Genomic DNA, 26424 nt, shown 5'->3' on the forward strand with positions numbered 1-26424 from the left:
CACATGAACGTATCGAACCTAAACCAGACCGGCTTGCGCGATGCCGACGAGCTCGACGTGCGCGGCATCCTCGACATGCTGATCCGGCACGCAGGCCGCATCGCCGCAGTCACCGCGGCATGTACCGCGCTCGGCGCCGGTTATGCGCTCGTCGCGAAGCCGGTGTACCGGGCCGACATTGCCGTGCAGGTGGAAAGCGGCGGCTCCGACCTGCGCAGCATGACGGAAGGCGGGCTGGTCGGCAGTCTCGGTGGGCTGTTCGACGTGAAATCGACCGACGACGGCGAAATGCAGATCCTGCGTTCGCGGCTCGTGACCGAACCGGTCGTCGACAGCCAGAACCTGCACATCGAAGCGCGGCCGCGCCGCGTGCCCGTGATCGGCCCCATCGTCGCGCGCTTCAATCGCGGGGTTTCGACGCCCGGCTTGCTCGGGATCGGCGGGTTCGTCTGGGGCAGCGAGCGTATCGATATTTCGGTGTTCGACGTGCCGCGTGAGCTGCAGGAGCACACGTTCATCGTCACGTCGGCGGGCGACGGGCGTTATCGCTTGTCCGGCGCCGGTCTCGATCGCGAAGCGGAAGGCGTGACCGGCGAGCCGCTTCGGGTGAAGACGGCGGCCGGTGACGTGACGCTGCAGGTGGCCGGCATCGAAGCCGAAGCCGGCGCGCAGTTCGTCGTGAAGGCCGAGTCGAAGCAGGTCGCGCTCGCCGCGCTGCAGAAGAAGCTCGCGATCGCGAACCGCGGCAAGGATCAGTCCGGCGTGATCGGCGTGTCGTACGAGGGCCACGATCCGGCGCGCGCGGCGGCCGTGCTGAATGCGATCGCCGATAACTACGTGCGGCAGAACGCGAACCGCAAGGCGGCCGCCGCCGAGAAGTCGCTGGCGTTCCTGAGCGATCAGTTGCCGACGGTGGAGCGTCAGTTGCGTGCAGCCGAGGACCGCCTCAACGCATACCAGGCGCGCCATGAAATCGTGGATCTGACCGAGCAGGCGAAGGCGATGGTGACGCAATCGGCAACCGCGCAGACGACGCTGTTCGAGCTCGAACAGAAACGGCTGGCGCTGGCGTCGACGCTGACGCCGGCTCATCCGGAACTCGCGGCCGTCGACCGGCAGATCGCCGCTGCCCGCGCGCAGGTCGGGACCGTCAACGACGCGATCCGGCGCTTGCCCGACACGCAGCGCAACGTCGTGCGGCTGCGCCGCGACGTGACCGTGCAAACCGATATCTACGTCGGCCTGCTGAGCAGCATCCAGCAGCTTCACCTGGCGACCGCGAGCAAGGTCGGCAACGTGCGCGTGATCGATCGCGCGATCGTGCCGGACGAGCCCGTGCGGCCGAAGCCCGCGCTGGTCACGGCGATTGCCGCGCTGGTGGGGCTGGTGCTCGGTACGTGCGGTGTGATCGGCCGCGCGATGCTGTTTGGCGGTTTGACCGATCCGGTCGAAATCGAGCGCGACACGAACCTGAACGTGATCGCCACGATTCCGCAATGCACCGTTCGGCGCCGGCTCGCTCAGCCCGACGCCGCCGGGCGAGGTGCTTCGATCCTGGCGCTGGAGCAGCCGGACGAGCCTGCGGTCGAGGCGCTGCGCAGCCTGTGCACGGCGCTGCGGTTCCAGTTGATGGACCGGCCCGATGCGAACCGCGTCCTGATCACGGGGCCGTCCGAGGGCGTCGGCAAATCGTTCGTGTCGGCCAACGTCGCCGCGCTGCTCGGGCAGGCGAACAAGCGTGTGCTGTTGATCGACGGCGACCTGCGGCGCGGCGAGCTGGCCAAGCGTTTCGGCATCCGGCCGGATATCGGCCTGTCGACCGTGCTGCGCGGCGGGGTGACCGCCTTCGACGCGATCGTTCGCGACGCCGCGCCGAATGTCGATCTGCTGCCGGCCGGGCCGCGTGCCGAGCGGCCTGTCGAACTGCTTTCGTCGGATCGTTTTGCCGCCTGGCTGGCGCACGTCGCGCGCGATTACGACGTCGTGCTGCTCGATGCGCCGCCGCTGCTGCCCGTGACGGACGCCGTCGTGCTGGCCGAGCATGCGGACACGATCCTGCTCGTTGCGCGCTCCGGCGAGACGAGCGCGGGCGAGCTGCTCGAATCCGCGAAGCGGATCGAGCGGGTCGGTGCACGCACGACCGCCGTCGTGTTCAACGGCTTCCGGCCGGGGCTGCGCTCCGCGCAGTACGGCAACTACGGCGCCTACGCGTACAACGGCGCCGATCCGCAAACCGCTGAGGATCGCACGTGATCCGCCGACGGAGAATCCGATGACCCATCGCTACGAAAACATTCTCGTTATCTTCGGCACTCGCCCGGAAGCCATCAAGATGGCGCCGCTCGTTCACGCGCTGCGTGCCCGGGAAGGCGTGCGTTGCGGCGTCTGCGTGACGGCCCAGCATCGCCAGATGCTCGACCAGGTGCTCGACCTGTTCGACATCACGCCGGATTTCGACCTCGACCTGATGCGCGCCGGGCAGACGCTCGGCGGCCTGACCGGGCACATCCTCAATGCGCTCGACCCGGTACTGGAATCGTTCCGGCCCGATCTCGTGCTCGTGCACGGCGATACGACCACCACGCTCGGCGCGACGCTCGCGGCGTATTACCGGCGCATTCCGGTCGGGCACGTGGAAGCCGGGCTGCGCACTGGCAACCTGTATTCGCCGTGGCCCGAGGAGGCGAACCGCAAAGTGACGGGTGCGCTCGCGCTGCATCACTTCGCGCCGACCGAAACCTCACGGGCCAACCTGCTGGCCGAAGGCGTCGAGGCCGAACGCGTGCACGTGACCGGCAACACCGTGATCGATGCGCTGCTGACGATCACCGAACGTCTGAAGCGTGACCAGGCGCTGGTGCGGCAGATGCGCGAGTGCTTCCCGTTCGTCGACGACGAGCGGCGCATGATCCTCGTGACCGGTCACCGCCGCGAGAATTTCGGCCGCGGGTTCGAGCAGATCTGCGAAGCGATCGCGACCATCGCGAAGCGCTATCCGGAGTGCCGCATCGTCTACCCGATGCACCTGAATCCGAACGTGCGCGAACCCGTCACGCGCCTGCTCGGCGACATCGACAACGTCGTGCTGATCGAGCCGCAGGAGTATTTGCCGTTCGTCTATCTGATGAGCCGCGCGTGGCTGCTGCTGACCGACTCCGGCGGAATCCAGGAAGAGGCGCCGTCGCTCGGCAAGCCGGTGCTCGTGATGCGCGACACCACCGAGCGGCCGGAGGCCGTCGCGGCCGGTACGGTGCGGCTGGTCGGCACCGAGGTCGGGCGCCTGGTCGGCGCGGTGGTCGAGCTGTGGGACGACGGCAGCGCCTATCGCGCGATGAGCCGCGCGCACAACCCGTATGGCGACGGCCGTGCGAGCGAGCGGATTGCGGATCTGCTCGTCTCGCCGCCGGTCCTGACGCAGGGGCCGGCTTACCTGGCCGGCTCGTCCTGCTGAATCCCCCGAAGTCTGGAGAATCCCGTTCATGTCATTCGAAACCGTTTCCGTCATCGGGCTGGGCTATATCGGCCTGCCCACCGCAGCGGCCTTTGCCGCGCGTCGTAAAAGCGTGGTGGGCGTCGACGTGTCGCAACACGCGGTCGACACGATCAATCGCGGCGAGATCCATATCGTCGAACCGGAGCTGGACATGCTCGTGCATGCGGCCGTGACGCAAGGCTACCTGCGCGCGACGACGGCGCCCGAGCCGGCCGATGCGTTCCTGATCGCGGTGCCGACGCCGTTTACCGACGGCAACAAGCCGGACCTCAGCTACATCGAGGCTGCATGCCGGTCGGTTGCGCCGGTATTGAAGAAGGGCGACCTGGTGGTGCTGGAGTCGACGTCGCCGGTCGGCGCGACCGAAAAGATGGCCGCATGGCTCGCGGCGCAGCGCCCGGACCTGACGTTCCCGCAACAGGCCGGCGAGCGCTCGGACATCCGTATCGCGCATTGCCCCGAGCGCGTGCTGCCGGGCCACGTGGTGCGTGAACTGGTGGAGAACGACCGCGTGATCGGCGGGATGACGCGCAAATGCGGCACGCGCGCGCAAGAGCTGTACGACGTGTTCGTGCGCGGCGAGTGCGTCCTGACCGATGCGCGCACCGCCGAGATGTGCAAGCTCACCGAGAACGCGTTCCGCGACGTGAACATCGCGTTCGCGAACGAACTGTCGGTGATTTGCGATCAGCTCGACATCAACGTGTGGGAGCTGATCCGCCTCGCGAATCGCCATCCGCGCGTCAGCGTGCTTCAGCCCGGGCCGGGCGTCGGCGGGCATTGCATCGCGGTCGATCCGTGGTTCATCGTCGATTCGGCGCCCGAGCACGCGCGCTTGATCCGCACCGCGCGTAACGTGAACGACGCCAAGCCGCATTTCGTCTACGAGCGCGTGCAGCAGGCGGCGAGCCGTTTCCGCGAGCCGGTGATCGCGTGTCTCGGCATTGCGTTCAAGGCGGATATCGACGACCTGCGCGAGAGTCCGGCGATGGAAATCGTCGAGGCGCTGGCGGAGAACGACAACGCGACCTTGCTGGTCGTCGAGCCCAATATCGATGCGCTGCCGGCGTCGCTCGAAGGCCGGACGCAGTTGTGCGATCTGACCACCGCGCTGGCCGAAGCAGACGTGATCGTCATCCTCGTCGACCATGCGCAGTTCCGGCGGATGGACCCGGTGCGGCTGCAGACCAAGGTCGTGATCGACACGCGCGGCGTGCTGGCGCGCGCGTAACGGACGGGCGCGCGAAAGTCATGCTGTCGAATGCCGATGCCGGAAAGCTGCTGGGCCGTCTCGAGGCACTGGTTTGTACGGGGGCGCCCGGTCTCTATCGCGTGCTGACGTTCTGGCTCATCCAGCGGATCTGTTCGCTGGATGAGCTCGGGCATGCGGCGTCCAACCTGTCGATTGCGCAGATGATCGGGTTCTTCACGGCCATCGGCTGGGCGACGCTGATTCTGGTGCGCGTGCCCGCGAGTGACGGGAAGCTGGCGGCGCGCGGTGCGTTCTACGCGCTGGTGTCGATGGCCGGATGGACGGCCGTGGCCGCCACGCTCGCGTGCATGCTGGTGTCCGCGACCGGTCTCGTCGAGTTCGATCTCGGCGGCGTGGTGGCGCTGATGTGGGGCTGGACCGGATATCAACTGGCGCGGCATTTCTTCGTGGCGTACCGCCGCTACCGGATCACGATCGCGTTCGACTGCCTGCTGATCGCGGGGTCGTGTGCGGCGCTCTGGGTCGGCACGCGGCATGGTGCATCCGCGTCGCTGTGTCTGGCCGTCTCGCTGGTTGCGGTGTCGATCGCGATGTTCGCCGCGATCGGTGCGCCGGTGCGTCACGCGTTCTCGATGCGCATCGACGTCAAGGGGCTGCAGTTCGGGCTGACCAATTTCCTGTCCGGCGGCATCGCGCTGGTGATCGTGCCGGCCGCGAATGCGATGTGCGGCGCATCGTTCGCGGGGATGCTGTCGCTGTTCTCGTCGTTGACCGCGGTCGGCAACCTGCTGCCGCGCGCCATTTCGATCGCGCAGTTGCCCGAGCTCGTGAAGCGCAAGAAGGACAAGGCGTCAATCGATGCGACGCTGGGCGCGATGCGGCGCAACATCGACCTGTCGAATCTGGTCGTGCTGGTTGCGAATCTGGTGATGGTGGTGGGGCTGACTTATCGCTATGGACTTGGCGACAACGGCGCGTATGCGGTGCTGGCGGGCGGCGTGCTGCTGGCGATCCAGTGCGCGGCCGGCGTGCTCGGTGTTGTCAGCAGCAACGTGATGATGGTGTTCGAACAGAGCGCGGCTACCGCGCGGATCAACATCGGCACGTCGGTGCTGTTCATCGCGCTGCTCGGCGGTTGCGTGGCGCTCGGCGGCGAAGCCGGGTTCTTCTGCATGATGGGGGCCGCGGTGGTCGTGACGCTGATCCGGAACGCCGTTGTCGTGATGCATGCGCGACGGGTGCGTGCCGCATATGCGGAATCGGTCAGGGCGACGGACGCCGCTGACCCCAAGGCGATGCCGATGGCGGCGGGAGTGGGTTCATGAGCGCGGCGATTCGAATGGCGGCGATCGCGCCGCATCGTCGGTCGCGTGTGGCCGACCTGGGCGCCGGCCTGCTGGCGCTTGCGTACGTTGTCTTCTGCGTCAGCGATACGCTGCTCACGCTCGACGACGATCGATCGCAGGTCGTGAAGATGGGCGCGTTCGGCCTGGTGTTCGCGGCGATCCTCCTGCGTCCGCGCTTTCACCGGCTGGCCGTCGTCGCGCTTCCGGTGGCTGTGTCGCTCTGCATCGGGATGCTGCTGGCGCTCAATGTCGACGCGGGGATCGAGGAGCTCGTCCGCTTCCTCTTTCCGGTCGCGATCACGGTGGCGATCTTCCCGTACCGTGACCGGCTCGACGTGCTGGTCAAGACGTTCATCGGCGTGGTCGTGAGCAACGATCTGTTCCAGCTGTATTTCTACGCGTCGTATGCGGCCGGCCTGCCGCTGTTCATGCCGGTGCGGATCGACTCCGGATTGTTCCTGCGTGCGCAGGGGTGGATGGGGTTCTTTTCGGAATTCAGCTTCATCAATTTCTGTGCGTTCCTGCTGTGTCGCTGGTACTGGTCCGGCCGCCGCGCGGCGATTGCGTCGTGGGTTTTCCTGTTCTTCGGGTTACTCGGCTTCTCGTTCAAACTGTTCGCCGCGCTCGCGTTCTACCCGTTCGTGAGGAATGCAAGGGACGTGCGGACATGGCTGGCCGCTGCCGGCCTCGCCGGCGCGATGCTCACGCTCGCGGCGACGGGCGTGCTGGATTCGCTGTTGAAGGTCGGCATGGCGAAGATCCTGTTCTACGTCGTCGCGGGCAATTCGGCACGCGCCGAATCCTATCGGGTGATGTTCGAGTCGATTCGCAACGGCCATCTGCTCGGCGAAGGGCTGGGCAGCTTCGGTGGCCCAGCCTCGGTGAAGTTCTCGTCGCCGCTCTATCAGCTCTATCACTTCGACTGGTACGGACTCGGCGGCCTGCTGAAGACGACCGACACGTTTTACCCGCACCTGTTCGTCGAGATGGGCGTGTTCGGTGCGATCGCGTGGCTGGTGTTCGTGCTTGGGTACGGACAGGCGCGGCGCAAGCCTGCTGTCTGGTTGTACATCGTCGGCGCGTTCTGCTTCGACAACATCTTCTCGATGGCGTTTGTGTCGCCGTCTTACGTATTTTCCGCGCTGCTGGCGATGTATGCGTTTTCGTGGGGTCGGCCGGGCGCTGGCCCGGCGTATCGCGACGGTGCGGTGGAGGTTCGCTCATGAATATTCTGGTCGTCACGAACATGTATCTCGGCAGCAACCGCGAGAGCCCATGGCAAGGTGTGTTCGTAACCGAGCAGGTCGAGGCGCTTCGGCAATCCGGCAACTGCACGGTGGATGTGCTCGTCGTCGAAGGGTATCGCGACAAGAGCGAGTACCTGCGCTCGATCGGGCAGGTCTGGAAGACGGCCCGAGCGGGCCGGTACGACATCGTGCATTACCACTTCGGCCTGAGCGCGTGCTCTGCGCCGCTGGTCCGGCTGTTCACGAAGGCGCGGGTCGTCATCACGTTCCACGGCACGGACATCCTGGGCCCGCTATGGATGCGCGCGGTGTCGAAAACGATGGCCTGCTTCGCGCACGCGTGCATTGGCGTGAGCGCGGAAATTTCATCGCGACTGATCCGGCTGAATAGCCGCTGCGCGACGATCCCGTGCGCCGTCAACGAGACGCTCTTCATTGAGCATCGTGACGATGCGCGTGCGGAATCCGATGTGCCGATCGTCGTCTTTCCGTCGTCGCCGCAGCGGCCGGAGAAGAACTATCCGCTGTTTTCACAGGTGCTGCGGCAGCTTTCGGCGCAACATGGCATCCGGGTTCAGGAGCGGCATATCGACGGTCTCGATCGCAGTGAGGTGCGCGATCTGCTGGCACGTGCCGCGTGCCTGCTGATGACGTCGGCCCGGGAAGGGTCGCCGCAATCGGTCAAGGAGGCGATGGCGCTCAATCTGCCGGTCGTGTCGGTCGATGTCGGCAACGTGCGGCAACTGCTCGAAGGCGTGTCGCCGGGCATGGTCGTGTTCGACCACGACGCGGGTCGGCTCACGAACGAGCTTGCCGATGTGTTGAACGCCGGCGCGCGATCCAACGGGCGCGAGAAACTTGCGGCGCTCGGGTACTTCTCGGCCGACGTGTCGGCGAAGTTGAAGGCGTTGTACACGTCGATTTGCCGGCCGTCCCGGTGCGCTCACGATCGTCCCGATGTCGAACGGCAGGAAAGCGAGGAAATGCAATGAACCGTGCTGAATTCTTTTCATGCCCGATCGACCTGATGTCGATGGACGATACGGTCGAGTGGGTCGGCGCGAGAGTCGAGAAGCGGCAATTCACGCAGCACGTCGTCGTCAACGTCGCGAAGATCGTCAACCTGCAGCGCGACGCGGAACTCGCCGCGTCGGTCCGCGCGTGCGACATCGTCAACGTCGACGGTATGGGCGTCGTCTGGGGCGCGCGGCTGCTCGGCATTCCGGTGCCCGGGCGCGTCGCGGGCGTGGATCTTTTCGTTCGGCTGCTGGCGCTGGCTGACGCGAAAGGGCTACCCGTCTACCTGCTCGGCGCGACACAGGAAATCGTCGAGCGGGTTGCCGGGATCGCGGCAGCGCGCTACCCGCGCTTGCCGATCGCCGGATATCACCATGGCTATTTCTGGGACGACGAGCAGGCGGTCGTGGACGACATTCGCCGGTCAGGCGCGCGACTGCTGTTCGTCGCGATTACGTCGCCGCGCAAGGAGAACTTCATCAATCGCTGGAAATCGCAATTGGGCGTTGATTTCGTGATGGGTGTGGGCGGGGCGTTCGATGTGGTGGCGGGGAAGGTGAAGCGGGCGCCGATCTGGATGCAGCGTAGCGGTCTCGAGTGGGCGTTTCGCGTGATTCAGGAGCCGGGGCGCATGTGGAAACGCTATCTGTCGACCAACAGCCGGTTCCTGGTGATGCTGGCGGGCGCATATGTGTCGCGGGTGTTTCGGCGAAAAGGGGCGTCCGATGCGCGCTAGATTCGTTGCTGCCGCCTGCGTGCTCGTCGCGTCGCTCTGTCACGCGAGCCCGGAAAGCGGCGCGCGTGACGAAACGCGCTTCTATCGGTCGGACTGGGCGAGCGGCATCGATGCGCGGCTTCGTTTGCAGGAACCTGCGCCGCAGAACATCGCGACTGGCGAGCTTCCCGGTATTCACGGCCCGCTGTTGAGGGTGACGATGAATCGTTCGCAGGACTTCAGCGGCGTGGCGAGCGGCACGCCGCGTTCGGAGATCAGCTTTTCCCCGGTGTTTCGCTTCATCAACGGCCGCGATTACGAGGTGCGCTGGTCGACGGTGATTCCAGCCGACTACCGGTTCGATTCCAGGCAGCCTGAACTCATCGCGCAGTTGCATCAGGGCGGCAACGACGGATCGCCGCCGTTCGCGCTGCTGCTGAACGCCGGGAAATATGAGGTCGACGTACGCGGTGCGCCGGGTACGCCGACCCAGTCGTTTGCATTCGGCGACCCGTCGGCGGACCGCGGGCAACCGGTCCGGTGGGTGCTGCGCTATCGGCCGGACGATAGAGGCGGCGACGCGCTGACCGACGTCTTCCGGAACGGCGAGCGCGTCGTGCATGTGACGGGTACGCCGAATGCGTATCCGGACGATCGCCAGGCCTACTTCAAGCTCGGCCTCTACAAGTGGTGGTGGAAGACCCGCCCGTCCGATGTGAACGAGCGGACGATGTATTACGGCGACATCGAAATGAAGGTCTTGCGCTAGGCCGTCTGGCGAGCGGAGTCGGGCCGGGCGTGCGTCGCACCGGCTCCAACGAAGGCTTCCTGAACCGGGTGCGCCGATGCACCTTGTCATGCCCGCCCACCTCACCCGTTCCGGAAAATCTCCGCATACGCACTCAACGCCGGCACCCCGCCCAGGTGCGCATACAACACCTTCGACCCCGGCTCGAATTCCCCGCGCCGCACCTTGTCGATCATCCCGTGCATCGACTTGCCTTCATAGACGGGATCGGTCAGCACGCCTTCGAGCCGCGCGCACAGCCGAATTGCGTCGAGCGTGCCATCGTTCGGCAGCCCATACTCGGGGCCCGCATAACGCGTATCGAGCACGACGTCCGCATCGGTAATCGCGCGCCCGAGTTCGACGAGTTCGGCCGTATGGCGCGCGATGCGCGCGATCTGCGCGTGCGTCTTGTCGGGCGTCGCCGACGCGTCGATGCCAATCACGCGATCCGCGCGCCCGTCGGCCGCGAAGCCGACCACCATCCCGGCCTGCGTGCTGCCCGTCACCGAGCACACGACGATGTAGTCGAATTTGAAGCCCAGCTGCGCCTCCTGCGCGCGCACTTCCTCCGCGAAGCCGACGAAACCGAGCCCGCCGAACGGATGTTCCGAACAGCCGGCGGGAATCGGATACGGCTTGCCGCCGGCCTGTCGCACGCTCTCCATCGCTTCTTCCCAACTGCGGCGGATGCCGATGTCGAAGCCGTCTGCGACGAGCCGCACGTCGGCGCCCATCATGCGCGACAACTGAATGTTGCCGACGCGGTCGTACACGGGGTCGTCGTAGTTGACCCAGTGCTCCTGCACGAGCACGCATTTCATCCCGAGATGCGCGGCGGCGGCCGCGACCTGCCGCGTCTGGTTCGACTGGACGCCGCCGATCGATACGAGCGTGTCCGCGCCTTGCGCGAGCGCGTCGGGGATCAGGTATTCGAGCTTGCGCGTCTTGTTGCCGCCAAACGCGAGGCCGCTGTTGCAGTCCTCCCGCTTCGCATAGAGCTCGACCTTGCCGCCGAGGTGTTCGCTCAGGCGCTTGAGCGGCTGGATCGGGGTCGGGCCGAACGTCAGCGGATAACGGGGGAAGCGTTGCAGGTTCATCGAGGCGTCTCCGGGAAGGTGGTGTGTGTGTCGCACGGGAATCAAGGACTCGGCGCCTGCGCGCAGGCCGGCATCCGATGAAAAAATGATAGGCGTGCACGCGAGAAATGAGCTTGCGAAATAAATAACGTTGGCCTACGTTCATGAGGAACACATCGCCAGTCACGCATTTTCGGTTTTCAAAAAACCATGGAGACGCAATGAAATTAGGCAGGAAACCGGCGGCAGCCATACCCGCACCCGAGTCCACCGCGCCCGCCGCCACGCTCGATCGCATCGACCGCGCGATCCTCCGGTATTTGCAGCAGGACGCATCGATCTCGAACGTGGCGCTCGCCGCGAAAGTCAAACTGAGCGCGCCGGCGTGCCTGCGGCGCGTCGAACGGTTAAAGGAAACGGGGTTGATCCGCGGGATCGTCGCGCTGCTCGACCCGAAGCCGCTCGGCGCGGGCATGCTCGTCGTGATCGGCTTCGTGCTCGATCGCTCGACGCCGGAAGCGTTCGCCGCGTTCGAGAAGGCCGCGCAGAAGGTGTCGGGGTGTGTCGAATGCCATGTCGTGACCGGCGAGTTCGACTACTTCATGCTGGTGCGCACGCGTGACAGCGAGAGCTTCAACCGCTTGCATGCGGAGCAGCTGCTGTACCTGCCGGGCGTGCGGCAGGTGCGCAGCTTCATGGTGCTGAAGGAAATCCTGTCGACGCACGCGCTGCCCGTGTAGCGGCGCGTATGTGCCGCGCGGCCGGCGACGCGTGCGGCGTCAGCCGCGTGCTGATCGGTGGCGCTGCCCGACAGGGCAGCGCACCACGGTGGACACGGCCCGCATGCTCAGCGCTGCCAGGGCGCGTCGCCAGGCTGCCGCATCGTCTTGCCGAGCCGTTCACGCGCGGCACTCACGATCGCCGGGTCGAGTTCGCCGTCATCGGCCAGCGCCTTCAGCGCGGCGAGCACGATGCTCGCGCGATCGACCTCGAAGAATGCGCGCAGCGCGTCGCGCGTGTCGCTGCGTCCGAACCCGTCGGTGCCGAGCGTCAAGTAGCGGCGCGGCACAAACGCACGGATCAGTTCGGGCACCGCGCGCACGTAGTCGGTCGCGGCGATCACGGGGCCTTGCGCCGCCGACAGCATCCGCGTGACATACGGCTCGTCCGCCACCGCACCGAGCCGCGACAGCCGCTCGGCTTCCATCCCGTCGCGCTGCAGTTCGGTGAAGCTCGTGACGCTCCACACGGCCGCGTCGATGCCCCAGTCGTCCTTCAGCAGGCGCTGCGCGGCGAGCACTTCGCCGAGGATCGCGCCCGCGCCGAGCAACTGCACGCGCGCCGTCGCGTTCGATTCGGCCGGCAACAAATGCATGCCCTTCAGGATGCCCGCGCGGCGCGCGTCCGGATCGTCGCCGGGCATCGACGGCTGTGCGTAGTTCTCGTTCGTGACGGTCACGTAATAGAACACGTCGCGTTGCTGCTCGACCATCTCGCGCATGCCCGCATCGACGATCGTCGCGACTTCGTACGCGAACGCCGGATCGTACGCGCGGCAGTTCGGTATCGTCGACGCGGCCAGATGGCTGCTGCCGTCCTGGTGCTGCAGGCCTTCGCCGCCGAGCGTCGTGCGGCCCGACGTCGCGCCGACCAGGAAGCCGCGCGAGCGCTGGTCGGCGGCGGCCCAGATCAGGTCGCCGACGCGCTGGAAGCCGAACATCGAGTAGTAGATGTAGAACGGCAGCATCGGCAGGTCGTGCACGCTGTACGCGGTCGCGGCCGCGATCCACGACGAGATCGCGCCGGCCTCCGAGATGCCTTCCTCGAGTATCTGCCCGCGCGTGTCCTCGCGGTAGTAGAGCATTGAGCCGAGATCCTCGGGCTCGTAGCGCTGCCCGAGCGGCGAGTAGATGCCGACTTGCCGGAACAGGCTCGCCATGCCGAACGTGCGCGCTTCGTCGGCGACGATCGGTACGACGCGCGAGCCGATTGCGCGATCCTTCAGCAGCGCGGCGAGCATGCGCACGAGCGCCATCGTCGTCGACATCTCGCGGCCCGCCGCATCCAGCGCGAACGCACCCCAGGCCGGCGCCGGCGGGACGGTCAGCCCCTCCGACGCCGCCATCCGCCTTCTGGGCAGATAGCCGCCCAGGGCAGCCCGGCGAGCATGCAGGTAGCGCATCTCGCGGCTGTCTTCGGCTGGTTTGTAGAACTTGAGCTGCTCGACGTCGAGATCCGACAGCGGCAGCCGGAAGCGGTCGCGGAACGCCTTCAGGTCGTCGACCTCGAGCTTCTTCTGCTGATGGGTCGTCATCCGCCCCTGGCCGGCCGCGCCCATTCCGTAACCCTTCATCGTCTTCGCGAGGATCACGGTCGGCTGGCCGCGATGGGCCAGCGCGCGTGCATACGCGGCGTGCAGCTTGCGCGCGTCGTGGCCGCCGCGGCGCAGGCGGTCGATCTCCGCGTCGGTGAGTTGGGCGGCGAGCGCTTCGAGCGCGGGGTCCTGACTGAAGAAGCGCGCGCGGTTGTACGCGCCGTCGTTCGCGGAGAAGGTCTGGAACTGGCCGTCGACGGTATCGTCGAACGCGCGTGCGAGCGCGCCTGCGTGGTCGCGCGCGAACAGCGGGTCCCAGTCGGAGCCCCACAACACCTTGAGCACGTTCCACCCGGCGCCCGCGAACAGCGCCTCGAGCTCGTCGATCACGCGGCCGTTGCCGCGCACCGGGCCGTCGAGCCGCTGCAGGTTGCAGTTGATCACGAACACGAGGTTGTCGAGCCCTTCGCGCGCGGCCAGCGACAGCGCGCCGAGCGATTCGGGCTCGTCCATCTCGCCGTCGCCGAAGAAGCCCCACACCGTGCGGCCGGCCGTGTTCGCGAGCCCGCGATGCTGCAGGTAGCGCATGAAGCGCGCCTGGTAGATCGCGTTGATCGGGCCGATGCCCATCGAGCCGGTCGGGAACTGCCAGAAATCCGGCATCAGCCACGGATGCGGATACGAACACAGGCCGGGCCCGGCGATTTCGCGGCGGTAGTGCTTCAGGTGTTCCTCGTCGAGGAAGCCTTCGAGATACGCGCGCGCATAGACGCCCGGCGACGAATGCGGCTGGAAGTAGACGAGGTCGCCGCCAGGGCCGCGTGTGTCGCTTTCGCCGTCGTTGCCGTCGGCCGTTGCCGCGCGGAAGAAATGGTTGAAGCCGACTTCGAACAGGTCGGACGCCGACGCGTAGCTCGCGATGTGGCCGCCCAGCTCGCCGTACGCGCGGTTCGCGCGCACGACCATCGCGAGCGCGTTCCAGCGCAGCGCGGCGGACAGCCGTTCCTCGAGATCGGCATCGCCGGGGTATGCCGGCTGTTCGTGCGCGGCGATCGTGTTCACGTACGGCGTGACGGGCCCGCGCGACGCCGCGAGCCCGCGGGTGTGCGCATGCGCGGCGAGCCGGTCGAGCAGGAACCGCGCGCGATCCTTGCCGACGTGCGCGACGACCGCGTCGAGCGCTTCCAGCCATTCGGCGGTTTCCTCGGGGTCGGCGTCCGCGTGCGCGAGGCCCGCGCGCCGCGTGGCTTCGATACCGTTCGACAGGTCCGTCATCGCAGGTCTCCCGCGCACCGGTTCGAGGCGGCGCGCAATCAGTGGAAATCGGTCGGATCATGCTACCCGCCGATCTGCAAAATATGCGTCTGATTTCATTGGGAATTTGCGCGCTGGTAGTGTAAATATTCCGGTTGTGGCCACTCTTTAGGAATATTTCGACCATGAGCGCAAATCCGCGGCGGCTCGACCGCATCGACATCGGCATCCTGAACCAGCTCCAGCAGAACGCGCGGATCACGAACGCGGAACTCGCGCGCGCCGTGAACCTGTCGGCCACGCCATGCTTCAACCGCGTGCGTGCGCTGGAAAAGCTCGGGCTGTTCCGGCAGCAGGTCACGCTGCTCGATCCCGAGCCGCTCGGGCTGCGGATCAACGTGTTCATCCAGGTCAGCCTCGAGAAGCAGGTCGAGGATGCGCTGCAGCGCTTCGAGGATGCGCTGCAGCGCTTCGAGGAGGCGATCTCGCAGCGGCCTGAGGTGATGGAGTGCTACCTGATGTCGGGCGACGCCGACTACCTGCTGCGCGTCGTGATGCCCGACATGCGCACGCTCGAGCGTTTCATCATCGAGCGGCTCACGACGATTCCCGGCGTGTCGAACATCCGGTCGAGCTTCGCGCTGAAGCAGGTGCGCTACAAGACCGCGCTGCCGCTGCCGGCGGCGGGGCTCACGCTCGTCGATCCGGACGAATCGGCGTCCGACTGGAGCTGAGCGACGCGCTGCCAGCCTGTCCGTTTGCCGACACGCAGGTAACGAAACGATGACACGCGCTGCACGGCGCGGCGACGGATCGAACCCGTCATCGAACCCATCGCACGAGCACGCCTCGTACGCCAGTCGGGCCGCCCGCGCCTTCGAGGCACGGCGCGGGCCAATCACGTATGCTCGTCCGGTCCGCGGCGCGTGCGAACGCGCGGGCGGGGCGGGCATGTCTCGGTCAATCAACGCGTGAGGGCATCATGGCAAGACAGACGATGGCGGAATATCTGGCGAAGACGCTGGCGGCGGCGGGCGTCGAGCGCATCTGGGGCGTGACAGGCGACAGCCTGAACGGCCTGTCGTTCAGCCTGGCCCAGATCGGCTCGATCCGCTGGATGCACACGCGGCACGAGGAAAGCGCCGCGTTCGCGGCCGGTGCGGATGCCGCGTCGACCGGGCGGCTCGCGGTGTGCGCGGGCAGTTGCGGCCCCGGCAACCTGCACCTGATCAACGGGCTGTACGACTGTCACCGCAATCACCAGCCGGTGCTCGCGATCGCCGCGCACATTCCGTCGACCGAGATCGGGCTCGGCTACTTTCAGGAAACCCATCCGCAGGAGCTGTTCCGCGAGTGCAGCCACTTCGCGGAGCTGGTGACCAACGCGTCGCAGTTTCCGCGCGTGCTCGCGCGTGCGATGCGCACCGCGATCGAGGAGCGCGGCGTCGCGGTGATCGTGCTGCCGGGCGACATCGCGCTCGGCGACGGCCCGGACGAGCTGCCTGCGTGGAGCGAATCGGCGCCGCCGTCGATCGTGCCGGCCGATGCCGATCTCGACCGGCTCGCGGCGCTGCTGAATGCGTCCGACGCGGTCACGCTGCTGTGCGGCAGCGGCACGCAGGGCGCGCACGACGAAGTGGTCGCGCTGGCCGACACGCTTGGGGCGCCGGTCGTGCATGCGCTGCGCGGCAAGCAGTTCGTCGAATGGGATAATCCGTTCGACGTTGGGATGACGGGGCTGATCGGATTCAGTTCGGGTTATCACGCGATGGAATCGTGCGACACGCTGCTGATGCTCGGCACGGATTTCCCGTACCGGCCGTTTTATCCGTCGAACGCGAAGGTCGCGCAGATCGACTGGAAGGGCTCGCAGCTCGGCCATCGCGCGCCGCTCGCGCTCGGCCTCGTCGGCACCGTGAAGGACACGATCGCGGCGCTGCTGCCGCGCCTCACGCGCAAGACGCAGTGGCGCTTCCTCGAGAATGCGCTGAAGCACTACACGGCCGCGCGCAAGGGGCTCGACGATCTCGCGGTGGCGGAGCCGCCGGGCCGCGCGATCCATCCGCAATACCTGACGAAGATCGTCGACGAAGTCGCGGCCGACGATGCGATCTTCACGGCCGACGTCGGCACGCCCACGCTGTGGGCCGCGCGCTACCTGACGATGAACGGCAAGCGGCAACTGCACGGCTCGTTCAATCACGGCTCGATGGCGAACGCGATGCCGCAGGCGCTCGGCGCACAGGGCGCGCATCCGGGGCGGCAGGTCGTGTCGCTGTCCGGCGACGGCGGGCTGTCGATGCTGCTCGGCGATCTGCTGAGTGCGCGCCAGCTCAAGCTGCCGATCAAGATCGTCGTCTACAACAACAGCCTGCTCGGCTTCGTGTCGATGGAGCTGAAGGCGGCCGGTTATCTCGATACCAACGTCGACCTGAGCCCGACCGACTTCGCGGCGATCGCGAAGGGCGCGGGCATCTTCAGCGTGCGCGTCGAGCATTCGGAGAACGTCGAGCAGGCGTTGCGCATGGCGTTCGAGCATGACGGGCCGGCGGTGGTCGACGTCGTCACGTCGAAATACGAGCTTGCGATGCCGCCGAAGATCGAGCTCGCGCATGCGAAAGGCTTCAGCCTGTTCATGCTGCGCGCGATCCTCAGCGGCCGCGGCGACGAGATCGTCGAGCTCGCGCGAACCAACCTGCGGTGATGCGTGCCGCGCGTGGCGCATCGTGCGTCGCGCGCTGTCGTATCGCCGAACAACACGAAAGCATGGAAATCCAGATTCGCGCATACGAAGCATCCGACCTGAGCACACTGTCGGCCATCTGGTTCGACGCATCGATGCTCGCGCATCCGTTCCTCGGCGAGGCGCGTCTGCGCGCGCAACGCACGCTCGTCGAGGACATCTATCTGCCCGGCTCGGAAACCTGGGTCGCGTGTCGCGCGGACGAGCCGGTCGGCTTCATCGGCCTGCTCGACGCGTCGATCGGCGGGCTGTTCGTCGCGCCGGGGATGCACGGCCACGGCATCGGCCGCGCGCTGGTCGCGCATGCGCTGGCGATCAAGGGCACGCTCGACCTGGAGGTGTATGCGGACAATCGTGCCGCCTGCGCGTTCTACGCACGGCTCGGCTTCGAGGAAGTGTCGCGGCGCGATGAGGACGACGACGGCTTGCCGTTTGCGAATATCCGGATGCGCTCGACGCGCTGAGCGCGCGGGCGGAATCGCTGTGTCGCGCGGCGCGCTGGCTGCGATGGGCGGGCAGGGTGCCGCGTGCGCTCAAGCGGGCGCCGCTTCGCGCCCGGCGGCAGCCCACTCGCGCACGGCTTCCACGAACAGCCGCAGCGCGGCCGGCGGATGGCGGTTCGCCGGATAGTAGAGGCACAGGCTGTCGAAGGTCTGGCTCCACTCGGGCAGCACACGAACCAGTCGGCCGGATGCCAGATGATCGTGGACGCGCGATTCCGTGACCCATGCGATCCCGATGCCGGCCAGCGCCGCGTCGATCATCAGGTTCTGGTTGCCGAGCGTCAGCGGCCCGTCGACATCGACGCTCACGCGCTTGCCGTCGCGCGTCAGGTCCCAGCGATAGAGCGTGCCGCTTTCGAAGCGGTACCGGATGCACGCGTGACGCATGAGGTCCTGCGGGCTTTCCGGCGGCGCGTGCCGCGACAGGTACGCGGGCGATGCAACCGTGATGAAGCGCATCGCGTCGCCGAACCGCACGGCGATCATGTCGCGCGGCACGTCCTCGTGCACGCGGATGCCGGCGTCGAAACCCTGGTCGACGATGTCGATCAGCCGTGAATCGACGACGAATTCGACGTGAATATCCGGATAGCGCGCGACGAAGGCCGGCAGTACATGCCGGATCAGCGGGCGCGATGCCGCCTCCGACGCGCTGATCCGGATCTGGCCGGACGGCCGGTTGCGGGCGGTCGCGGCGTCGTTCATCGCATCTTCGAGATCGGCCACCGCGGGCCGCACGCGCAGCAGCAATTGTTCGCCGGCCTCCGTCAGTGCGACGGAGCGCGTCGTGCGGTTGAACAGCCGCACGCCGAGCCGCGCTTCGAGATGGCGGATCGCGTGGCTCAGCGCCGACGGCGACACGCCCAGGATGCGCGCCGCGCCGCTGAAGCTGCGCTGCTCCGCGATCGTGATGAAGGTCGTCAGTTCGCCGAGGCCGGTGCGGAGCATTTATGAAATTTCCTCAATAACGCATGAAATGGTACGCCGATTGTTGAGTCGTATCCATCAACCTACACTGGCTTCCTCGGCATCCCGTCGATCGTCATCACTTTCAGCAGGAGAAATTCATGCAGACACGCGTACTTGGAAAGAGCGGCCTCGCAGTCTCGGCAATCGGGCTCGGCTGCATGGGATTGAGTTACGGCTACGGCCCCGCCACCGACAAGGCGAGCGGCATCGCGCTGATTCGCGCCGCGTTCGAGCGCGGCGTGACGTTCTTCGATACGGCGGAAGCGTACGGCCCGTTCGTCAACGAGGAACTCGTCGGCGACGCGGTCGCGCCGTTTCGCGATCAGGTCGTGATCGCCACCAAGTTCGGCTTCGAGAACGCCGAGCCGATGAAGGGTGTCGACAGCCGGCCGTCGCATATCCGCGAGGTGGCCGATGCGGCGCTGAAGCGGTTGAAGATCGATCGCATCGATTTGTTCTACCAGCATCGCGTCGATCCGAACGTGCCGATCGAGGACGTGGCCGGCACGGTCAAGGACCTGATCCGCGAAGGCAAGGTCGCGCATTTCGGGCTGTCGGAAGCCGGTGAGCAGACGATTCGTCGCGCGCACGCGGTGCAGCCGGTGGCCGCGCTGCAAAGCGAGTATTCGCTGTGGTGGCGCGAGCCGGAGGCGCGCATTCTGCCGACGCTCGAGGAGCTCGGCATCGGCTTCGTGCCGTTCAGTCCGCTCGGCAAAGGCTTCCTGACCGGCGCGATCGATGCGAGCACGACGTTCGCCGAGAACGACTTCCGCAACGTCGTGCCGCGTTTCTCGGAGGAAAACCGCAAGGCCAATGCGGGCCTCGTCGAGTTGCTCGGCCGGATCGCGACGGACAAAGGCGCGACGCGCGCGCAGATCGCGCTTGCCTGGCTGCTGGCCCGCAAGCCGTGGATCGTGCCGATTCCGGGCACGACGAAGCTGCACCGGCTCGACGAAAACGTGGGTGCGGCCGCCGTCGAGCTGACGGCCGATGATCTCGCCGCGATCGAGACGGCGCTGCAGCAGGTCCGGATCGTCGGCGAGCGTTATCCCGCGCAATTTCAGCAGCGCGTCGATCGCTGATGCGGTGCGGGCGCGCAGCACAGGAGCGGGAGGCTGCGTACTAGGGACAATCTTCACGTCGCCTTAAGTTTGCGTTTCCTAGAATCGATTTGATCGTCGCTCTTCCTGCGGCGGACCGATTCGTCCAGGAGGATGCACGTGAAAAAGCCCCGTGTCGCCGCAGCCCTGTTCCACGAAGTCATCGGCGCGTCGAAGCCGGCTGCACAACTGCTTGAGGATGGCCAATGATCTGGCCGAACGCGTGGCGTGTCTCGGCACTGTTCGTGCGCGAGTGGGTCGGCCGTCCGTCCGCGGTGGGCGCGTTGTGCCCGAGTTCGCGGCATCTGGCGCGCGAGATGGCAGATGCGGTGCCGGACGGCGACGGGCTGGTCGTCGAACTCGGCGGCGGCACCGGCGCGATCACCGCGGCGCTGCTCGAACGCGGCGTCGCGCCGCGGCGCCTCGTCGTGGTCGAGCGTTCGCCGGCGTTCGTGCAGCACCTGCGGCGGCGCTTTCCGGATGTGTCGGTGGTGTGGGGCGATGCGCGGCAGCTCGAGCGGCTGCTGCCGCCCGGCGCGCGGGTCGATGCGATCGTGTCGTGCCTGCCGTTGCGCACGCTGCCGCGCGACGACGTGACGGCCATCGTCGATCAATGCCGCCGTGTGCTGCCGGCCGATGGCGTGCTGATTCAATTCACCTACGATTTGCGACCGCCCGGCCGTCATCCGCTGGGCGATCCGGCATTTATTGCCAGCGGCAGCCGGATCGTCTGGGCAAATATTCCGCCTGCGCGCATCGTGACTGTGCGCGGCGCCACCGCCGAAGCCGACGGCTGACGCCGCCGCGAGCCCGGCCCCGCCACGCCGGTTTCTTTCGTAAGTCATACAAATCCTTCCAATTACCATTCATATTGCCGTCACATCAGGTTCCTACCATCGCCTTTCATTTCGAAAGCATCAACGGCGGGGAGAACCGGCAACATGAATCGAATCAAAATGGCGGCGCTGCTGTGTACCGGCGCCTTTGCGCTTGCCGGATGCGGCAGCGACGACGGCCCGACCAGCACGTCGCCCACGCAGCCGCCCGTTCAGACGGCGGCGCGCAACGTGATCTTCTTCCTCGGCGACGGGATGGGGATCACGACGCTGACGGCCGCGCGAATCTTTGCGGTCGGTGAGGACGGCGCGCTCACGATCGACACGCTGCCCGAATCCGCGTTCGTGAAGACCTATTCCAACGATGCGCAGGTCACCGACAGCGCGCCGTCGATGTCGGCCTACATGACCGGCGTCAAGACCAACAACGAAGTGATTTCGATGTCGCCGGACACGAAGGCGATCGAGCCGAGCGCCGCGCTCACCGGTAACTGCGGCGCGGGTTACAACGGCGCGCTGGGCGACGGCGTCGACGTCGTGCTCGGCGGCGGTACGCAATTCTTCGTACCGAAGGACGGCGGCGGCAAGCGCACCGACGGGCGCAACCTGGTCAACGAGCTGAAGGCCAAGGGCTACGCGTTCGCGCAGAATCGCGACGACCTGCTGTCCGCGGATGCGACCAAGAACGGGAAGCTGGTCGGGTTGTTCTCGTCGAGCCACATGAGCTACGACCTCGATCGCGGCGCGACCAAGGAACCGAGCCTGTCCGACATGGCGACGCGCGCGCTCGACGTGCTGCAGAAGAACCCGAACGGCTATTTCCTGATGGTCGAAGGCGGCCGGATCGATCACGCGCTGCACGACACCAACGCGAAGCGCGCGCTGCAGGACACGGTCGCGTTCGACAACGCGATCAAGGCGACGCTCGACAAGGTGCGCAAGACCGATCCCGACCTGAAGAACACGCTGATCGTCGTCACCGCCGACCACGATCACACGCTGGTGTTGAACGGCTATGCGGCGCGCACCGGCAAGACCGAAGCGGGCAAGCCCGGCGTGCTGGGCGTGCTGCGCAACTACCAGACGGGCTCGGTCGCGAAGGATGCGGACGGCGCGCCGTACACGATCATCGGCTTCGGCAACGGCGAGAACCGCGTGCAGGGCAGCCGCGCGGGCACCACGCTCACCGATGCGGTGACGGGCGCCGACGACTATCGCCAGGAGGCGGTCGTGCGGATGGACAAGGGCAACGAGACGCACGGCGGCACGGATGTGTTCCTCGGTGCGATCGGCCGCGGCGCGGATGCGTTCCACGGCGTGATCGAGAACAACAAGGTCTTCGAGCTGGTGCGCAACGCGGTGCAGCTTTGAGCGCCGACCATACGGGTACAGGGGAATACAGGATGTCGACCATCAAGTGCATCGCGGCGGCGCTGGCCGTCGCGGGTTTCGCATGCGGCGCGGCGCAGGCCGCCGGCCAGGCGAAGAACGTGATTTTCTTTCTCGGCGACGGCATGGGGCCGACGACCGTGACGGCGAGCCGGATCTACAAGGTCGGCGAGTCGGGTCAGCTGACCATGGAGAAGCTGGCGCGCACCGCGCGCGTCAAGACCTTCTCGAACGACGCGCAGACCACCGACAGCGCACCGTCGATGGCCGCGTACATGACCGGCGTGAAGATGAACAACGAAGTGCTGTCGATGTCGTCGGACACGCGCGCGGTCGCACCGGGCAACGACGCCAACGGCAACAAGACGGTCAACAACTGCGCACCGGGCAACGGCCAGCCGGTCGCGACGTTGCTGGAACTGGCGAAGGCGCGCGGCAAGGCGGTCGGCGCGATCACGACGACCGAGCTCACGCATGCGACGCCTGCGGCGACGTATTCGCACATCTGCCATCGCGATGCGCAATACGACATCGCGGCGCAGGCGGCGCCGGGCGGCGCAGGCTACAACGCGGCGCTCGGCGACGGCGTCGACGTGCTGATGGGCGGCGGCCGCAACCACTGGACGCCGTTCGATCCGGTGGCCAACAAGCGCGGCCGCGCGGACGGGCGCAACCTGCTCAACGAGATGAAGGCGAAGGGCTACACGGTCGTGGCCACGAAGGATCAGCTCGCGCAGGCCGGCAACGGCAAGCTGGTCGGTTTGTTCAGCTCGACGAGCCATCTCGAGTACGAGCTGGACCGCGTGGCGGGCAAGGGCGAAGGCCCGTCGCAGCCGAGCCTTGCCGACATGACGTCGAAGGCGATCGACGTGCTGTCGAAGAACTCGAACGGCTATTTCCTGATGGTCGAGGGCGGCCGGATCGACCATGCGCTGCACGGCACCAACGCGAAACGGGCGCTGGAAGACACGGCGGCGTTCGACGAAGCGATTCGCGTCGCGCTGTCGAAGGTCGACCTGTCGAATACGCTGATCGTCGTGACGGCCGACCACGACCACACGATGACGATCAACGGTTATTCGAAGCGCGGCAATCCGATTCTCGACATCAGCCGCAACTACCGCGACGGCCAGCCGAGCAAGGACGCCGACGGCAATACCTACACGACGCTGGTGTTCGGCAACGGCGCGAACCGGCCGAACGTGCGGACGTCGGTCGATTCGGCCACGGCGACGAACGAAGCGTATCTGCAGGAAGTCGGCGTGCGGATGGGCAGCGCGGGTTCGGAAACGCACGGCGGCGGCGACGTGATGCTGTTTGCCGATGGCGCGGATGCGAAGGCGTTCAAGGGGACGATCGACAACACGAAGGTGTTCGGTCTCGTGCGATCGGCGTTCGGTTTCTGAGGCCGGCGACTTCACGATGAACGGAAACCTGCGATGAAACGCCATTTCCTCTGCGCGCTCGCGTGCGGGCTGGCCGCGCTGCCCGCCTTCGCGGCGGCCGACCTCGACGCCGTGCTGCTGCACGAAAGCCGCACGGTGACGGCCGACGGCGTGACGCGCACGACGACGTACCGCGAACGGATGGTGCGGCGCGACGGCCACGTGTGGGTCGAGCGCGTCCTGCCCGTCGCGGCGGCGGGCGGCGATCACGCCGACGATCACGATCACGGCCATGACCACGACGGTCGCGTTCCCCAGGGCATGCAGCGCGCGGCAGCTCACGCCGGCCACAAGCACTTCAACTTCCAGGCGGCCGCGCGGCACGTCACGTATGACGGCAAGACGGCGCGCATCGAATACGTGGATGCGGCGACCCGGACGGTCGTCGGCGTGCCGCCGGCCGAGTACGAAACCACCGGCTTCGACGGCTCGTGGGACAACGCGTACTACGTGACGCCGCCGTCGCAGTTGAAGCGGCTCGCGGCCGCGAAGCGCGGCGACGCGCCCGGCACGCTCTGGTATGAGCAGGCGGTCGAGTCGCCCGGCGCGCGCGGAGTGAACCGGATCCTGTGGAGCGAACGGCTGCAGGCGCCGCTGTCGATCGAATACCGGAGCGCCGACGGCCGCGTCGTGCGCAAGCTGACGTTGACGCAGGCGCCGGCTGCGCGGCGCGAGTCGTTGCCGTGGACGACGCTCGCCGGCTATACGCGCAAGGAATACGCCGACTATCTGGATTGACCGGCGGGCGGCCGCGATCAACCGATGACGCGGCCGCCCGGTCGATCGACCATTCTCACGCGGGGCTTGCGGTCAGACCGGCCGGTATCGCTCGATACGGCCGGGCTCTGGCCGTTTTTTTCCTTCTCCCGCAGATATCCCGCTTGGATTTCAGACGGCGCGCTAGAACCGCGCGCCGTCCGGCACGCGCGGCGAAGGCCGCGACGCGACCCGTTTGATGAAGCGGTCGAGTGGCGTCGCATAACCGCGCGCGATGACTGCGCTCAATGCGGCCGACAGCGCCAGATACGCGACGAGCAACCCCAGCTTGGCGTCGCCGTGCGTGCCCGATGGCGGCCAGAACGTGCGCAGCACGCCGAGCACGATCAGATGGAACAGATACAGCTCGTAGCTGAGCCGGCCGCTCCAGCGCAGCGGCGCGAGCAGGCGGCCGTGCGCGCGTGCGCGTTCGGCATGCGCGCCGATCAGCAGCACGGCGGTGCCGAGCGCCATCGCGGAGACGCCCGCGACATGGCTTTCCGCGATCGGCCACGCGAGATAGAGCGCTGTCATCGCCGCTGCCGCGAGCCATTGCACGGGCGCTGCCGCGAGCGCCTGCCAGCGCGCGCGTTCGGCCAGCAACGCGGTGCAGCAGCCGATCGCGATGCCGTCGAAGCACGCGAAATACGCATACAGGAAACCGCCTTCGTCGCCCGGATGCGTGAAGCGGTACACGGGGCCGATCGCGGCGATCAGCAGCCAGAACGCGAACAGCCGCGTGTCGCGGCGCAGGGCGATGCACAGCAGCGGAAACGACAGGTAGAACACCTCTTCGACGGATAGCGACCACAGCACGCCGAGCGCGTAGTTGACCCATCCGTAGGCGCCGATCAGCACGTTCATCCAGAACGTGAGCGACGCGAGGTTCACGAGCCAGAACGACACGGCGACGCCCTGCGGCGCGTGGTTCGTGAAGATCGGCACGCCGGCCGCCGCGAGGCCGTTGACGAGCGCGAGCAGCAGGAGCAGGCACGGGACGATGCGCGCGACGCGCGATACGTAGAACGCGCGCACGTCGAGCGCGCCGAGGCTGCCCCAGCGGCGGCGCGCATTCGACGTGATCAGGTAGCCCGAGATCACGAAGAACATCGTCACGCCGTAGTTGCCGTTGCGCACGACCGCATGCACGGTGTCCCAGCCGAGCACGCGTGCGAGCGCCGTCTCGCGCAGCGGATACGCGATGTTGAAGTGATGCAGCAGGACGAGCAGGATCGACACGCCGCGCAGCAGGTCGATCCGCGTGTTGCGCGGGGCGGCGCTCATTGCGGCCGGCCCGGCTCGGCGAGCGCCGGCAGCGCGTCGAGGAACGTGTCGCGCGCACGCAGGCCGGCGTTCGGCGTCTGTCGCTGGTCGTCCTGGATCAGATACGCGAACGCGAGCTTGCGCGTCCCCTTCGCCGCCCAGCCGACGAACCAGCCATACGCGTGCGACGCGTCGTATTTGAGCCCCGGCGACCCGGTGCCGGTCTTGCCGTGCACGATCCAGCCGTCCGGCTGCCTGTCGATCAGCGTGATCCGCTCGGTCATGTCATACGCATGCGCGCTGACCGGCAGCGTCCGGTTCGCGATCCCGCGCATGAAGCCGACCTGTTCGAGCGGCGAGATCCGCAACGACGAATTGACCCAGGCGCCCATCACGCCGCTCGATTCGCCCTGCTGGCGGGTGACGTCCGCGTTGCCGTAGCCGAATGCGCTCGTGTACTGCTGGAAACGCGCTTGCCCGAGCGCCTGCGCGACCTGCTGCGAATACCAGAAGATCGACAGCTTCATCCAGCGTGCCGGGTCGGTCGGTTCGCGCCAGGGCGCACCGCCCCAGTCGGGGTAGCCGGCGTGGAAGTCGAGCGTTGGCGTATGTTCGTCCTTCAGGACGCCGGCATCGAAGCCCATCAGGCTGATCGCGACCTTGAACGTCGACGCGGGCGTGACACGGGTTGCGCAATCGCCTTGCTGCACGAGCATCTGGCCGGTGGTTGCATCGGCAACCACGGTGCAGACGGGGCGGGCCTGAACGGAAGCCGCGGCCAGCAGGCCGGCGGTGAAGGCGAGCAGCGTGCGGCGCCAGGGTTTCAAGCGGGACTCCTTCGGGAGAGGGAAGACGCGCCGGGTATGCAGGACCGATGCCATGGACGGCGCGCGCGGGAATCGCACAGTGTAGCGGTGGATCGACGCTGGCTGACCTGTCACGGTTGCCGGGCCGC

General features: G+C 67.0%; 22 protein-coding genes. 17 read left to right on the forward strand and 5 right to left on the reverse strand.

What is annotated here, in order from left to right:
- Positions 1 to 3 precede the first annotated feature (3 nt).
- Genes BBJ41_RS29160 through BBJ41_RS29195 form a run of 8 tightly spaced genes read left to right on the forward strand, consistent with a single transcriptional unit; the run spans position 4 to position 9800 of the window.
- Positions 4 to 2253, forward strand: coding sequence for a polysaccharide biosynthesis tyrosine autokinase (locus BBJ41_RS29160; RefSeq protein ID WP_083282007.1), 2250 nt, complete (start codon positions 4 to 6; stop codon positions 2251 to 2253).
- Positions 2254 to 2272: 19 nt separating this feature from the next.
- Positions 2273 to 3451 carry a non-hydrolyzing UDP-N-acetylglucosamine 2-epimerase gene (gene wecB, locus BBJ41_RS29165; protein ID WP_069749650.1) on the forward strand — a complete coding sequence of 393 codons (1179 nt, stop codon included), beginning with the start codon at positions 2273 to 2275 and terminating at the stop codon, positions 3449 to 3451.
- Between the two features lie 28 nt (positions 3452 to 3479).
- Positions 3480 to 4724 carry a UDP-N-acetyl-D-mannosamine dehydrogenase gene (gene wecC / locus BBJ41_RS29170; protein ID WP_069749651.1) on the forward strand — a complete coding sequence of 415 codons (1245 nt, stop codon included), beginning with the start codon at positions 3480 to 3482 and terminating at the stop codon, positions 4722 to 4724.
- 20 nt (positions 4725 to 4744) lie between these two features.
- Complete coding sequence (locus tag BBJ41_RS29175) at positions 4745 to 6031, forward strand: hypothetical protein (protein WP_069749652.1); 1287 nt, start codon at positions 4745 to 4747, stop codon at positions 6029 to 6031.
- Positions 6028 to 7278: a hypothetical protein gene (locus BBJ41_RS29180; protein WP_156814890.1), complete on the forward strand. Its 1251-nt coding sequence runs from the start codon at positions 6028 to 6030 to the stop codon at positions 7276 to 7278. Before BBJ41_RS29175 ends, BBJ41_RS29180 begins: the two co-directional genes overlap by 4 nt.
- Positions 7275 to 8291 (forward strand): glycosyltransferase, encoded by a 1017-nt coding sequence (locus tag BBJ41_RS29185; protein ID WP_069749654.1) that lies wholly within the window; start codon positions 7275 to 7277, stop codon positions 8289 to 8291. The genes BBJ41_RS29180 and BBJ41_RS29185 overlap by 4 nt, the downstream gene beginning before the upstream one ends.
- Positions 8288 to 9052, forward strand: coding sequence for a WecB/TagA/CpsF family glycosyltransferase (locus BBJ41_RS29190; protein WP_069749655.1), 765 nt, complete (start codon positions 8288 to 8290; stop codon positions 9050 to 9052). Before BBJ41_RS29185 ends, BBJ41_RS29190 begins: the two co-directional genes overlap by 4 nt.
- The gene (locus tag BBJ41_RS29195; protein WP_167362222.1) at positions 9042 to 9800 is read left to right on the forward strand and encodes a heparin lyase I family protein; all 759 of its coding nucleotides are present in this window, start codon (positions 9042 to 9044) and stop codon (positions 9798 to 9800) included. The genes BBJ41_RS29190 and BBJ41_RS29195 overlap by 11 nt, the downstream gene beginning before the upstream one ends.
- Before the next feature lie 101 nt (positions 9801 to 9901).
- Here the strand turns inward: BBJ41_RS29195 and BBJ41_RS29200 are convergent, their stop codons facing one another.
- Positions 9902 to 10918, reverse strand: a complete 1017-nt coding sequence (locus BBJ41_RS29200; RefSeq protein ID WP_069749657.1) for a 1-aminocyclopropane-1-carboxylate deaminase — start codon at positions 10916 to 10918, stop codon at positions 9902 to 9904.
- A gap of 200 nt (positions 10919 to 11118) precedes the next feature.
- Here BBJ41_RS29200 and BBJ41_RS29205 point away from each other — a divergent pair, with 200 nt between their 5' ends.
- Positions 11119 to 11637, forward strand: coding sequence for an Lrp/AsnC family transcriptional regulator (locus BBJ41_RS29205; protein WP_069749658.1), 519 nt, complete (start codon positions 11119 to 11121; stop codon positions 11635 to 11637).
- A gap of 107 nt (positions 11638 to 11744) precedes the next feature.
- On the opposite strand, the gene mdeB is transcribed toward BBJ41_RS29205, so the two are convergent.
- Positions 11745 to 14486: an alpha-ketoglutarate dehydrogenase gene (mdeB, locus tag BBJ41_RS29210; protein ID WP_069749659.1), complete on the reverse strand. Its 2742-nt coding sequence runs from the start codon at positions 14484 to 14486 to the stop codon at positions 11745 to 11747.
- A 164-nt stretch (positions 14487 to 14650) separates the two neighbouring features.
- On the opposite strand from mdeB, the gene BBJ41_RS29215 reads away from it, so the two are divergent.
- The 3 genes from BBJ41_RS29215 to BBJ41_RS29225 all read left to right on the forward strand — a co-directional run bounded on the left by BBJ41_RS29215 (position 14651) and on the right by BBJ41_RS29225 (position 17672).
- Complete coding sequence (locus tag BBJ41_RS29215) at positions 14651 to 15199, forward strand: Lrp/AsnC family transcriptional regulator (protein ID WP_069749660.1); 549 nt, start codon at positions 14651 to 14653, stop codon at positions 15197 to 15199.
- A 248-nt stretch (positions 15200 to 15447) separates the two neighbouring features.
- Positions 15448 to 17169: a ubiquinone-dependent pyruvate dehydrogenase gene (poxB, locus tag BBJ41_RS29220; RefSeq protein WP_069749661.1), complete on the forward strand. Its 1722-nt coding sequence runs from the start codon at positions 15448 to 15450 to the stop codon at positions 17167 to 17169.
- Between the two features lie 62 nt (positions 17170 to 17231).
- Complete coding sequence (locus BBJ41_RS29225) at positions 17232 to 17672, forward strand: GNAT family N-acetyltransferase (protein WP_069750425.1); 441 nt, start codon at positions 17232 to 17234, stop codon at positions 17670 to 17672.
- A 69-nt stretch (positions 17673 to 17741) separates the two neighbouring features.
- Here BBJ41_RS29225 and BBJ41_RS29230 read toward each other — a convergent pair whose 3' ends face one another.
- Positions 17742 to 18659, reverse strand: coding sequence for a LysR family transcriptional regulator (locus BBJ41_RS29230; RefSeq protein ID WP_069749662.1), 918 nt, complete (start codon positions 18657 to 18659; stop codon positions 17742 to 17744).
- Positions 18660 to 18778: 119 nt separating this feature from the next.
- On the opposite strand from BBJ41_RS29230, the gene BBJ41_RS29235 reads away from it, so the two are divergent.
- The 5 genes from BBJ41_RS29235 to BBJ41_RS29255 all read left to right on the forward strand — a co-directional run bounded on the left by BBJ41_RS29235 (position 18779) and on the right by BBJ41_RS29255 (position 24188).
- The gene (locus BBJ41_RS29235) at positions 18779 to 19762 is read left to right on the forward strand and encodes an aldo/keto reductase (RefSeq protein ID WP_069749663.1); all 984 of its coding nucleotides are present in this window, start codon (positions 18779 to 18781) and stop codon (positions 19760 to 19762) included.
- Between the two features lie 224 nt (positions 19763 to 19986).
- Positions 19987 to 20577 (forward strand): class I SAM-dependent methyltransferase, encoded by a 591-nt coding sequence (locus BBJ41_RS29240; RefSeq protein ID WP_069749664.1) that lies wholly within the window; start codon positions 19987 to 19989, stop codon positions 20575 to 20577.
- Positions 20578 to 20721: 144 nt separating this feature from the next.
- The gene (locus BBJ41_RS29245) at positions 20722 to 21987 is read left to right on the forward strand and encodes an alkaline phosphatase (protein WP_069749665.1); all 1266 of its coding nucleotides are present in this window, start codon (positions 20722 to 20724) and stop codon (positions 21985 to 21987) included.
- A 32-nt stretch (positions 21988 to 22019) separates the two neighbouring features.
- Complete coding sequence (locus BBJ41_RS29250) at positions 22020 to 23411, forward strand: alkaline phosphatase (RefSeq protein WP_069749666.1); 1392 nt, start codon at positions 22020 to 22022, stop codon at positions 23409 to 23411.
- A gap of 33 nt (positions 23412 to 23444) precedes the next feature.
- Positions 23445 to 24188: a hypothetical protein gene (locus BBJ41_RS29255; RefSeq protein ID WP_069749667.1), complete on the forward strand. Its 744-nt coding sequence runs from the start codon at positions 23445 to 23447 to the stop codon at positions 24186 to 24188.
- 162 nt (positions 24189 to 24350) lie between these two features.
- Here BBJ41_RS29255 and BBJ41_RS29260 read toward each other — a convergent pair whose 3' ends face one another.
- The gene (locus tag BBJ41_RS29260) at positions 24351 to 25490 is read right to left on the reverse strand and encodes an acyltransferase family protein (RefSeq protein WP_069749668.1); all 1140 of its coding nucleotides are present in this window, start codon (positions 25488 to 25490) and stop codon (positions 24351 to 24353) included.
- The gene (blaOXA, locus tag BBJ41_RS29265) at positions 25487 to 26350 is read right to left on the reverse strand and encodes an OXA-1043 family class D beta-lactamase (RefSeq protein ID WP_462126753.1); all 864 of its coding nucleotides are present in this window, start codon (positions 26348 to 26350) and stop codon (positions 25487 to 25489) included. Before blaOXA ends, BBJ41_RS29260 begins: the two co-directional genes overlap by 4 nt.
- Between the last annotated feature and the right edge of the window lie 74 nt (positions 26351 to 26424).

Source organism: Burkholderia stabilis, assembly GCF_001742165.1.
Classification (GTDB): Bacteria; Pseudomonadota; Gammaproteobacteria; order Burkholderiales; family Burkholderiaceae; genus Burkholderia; species Burkholderia stabilis.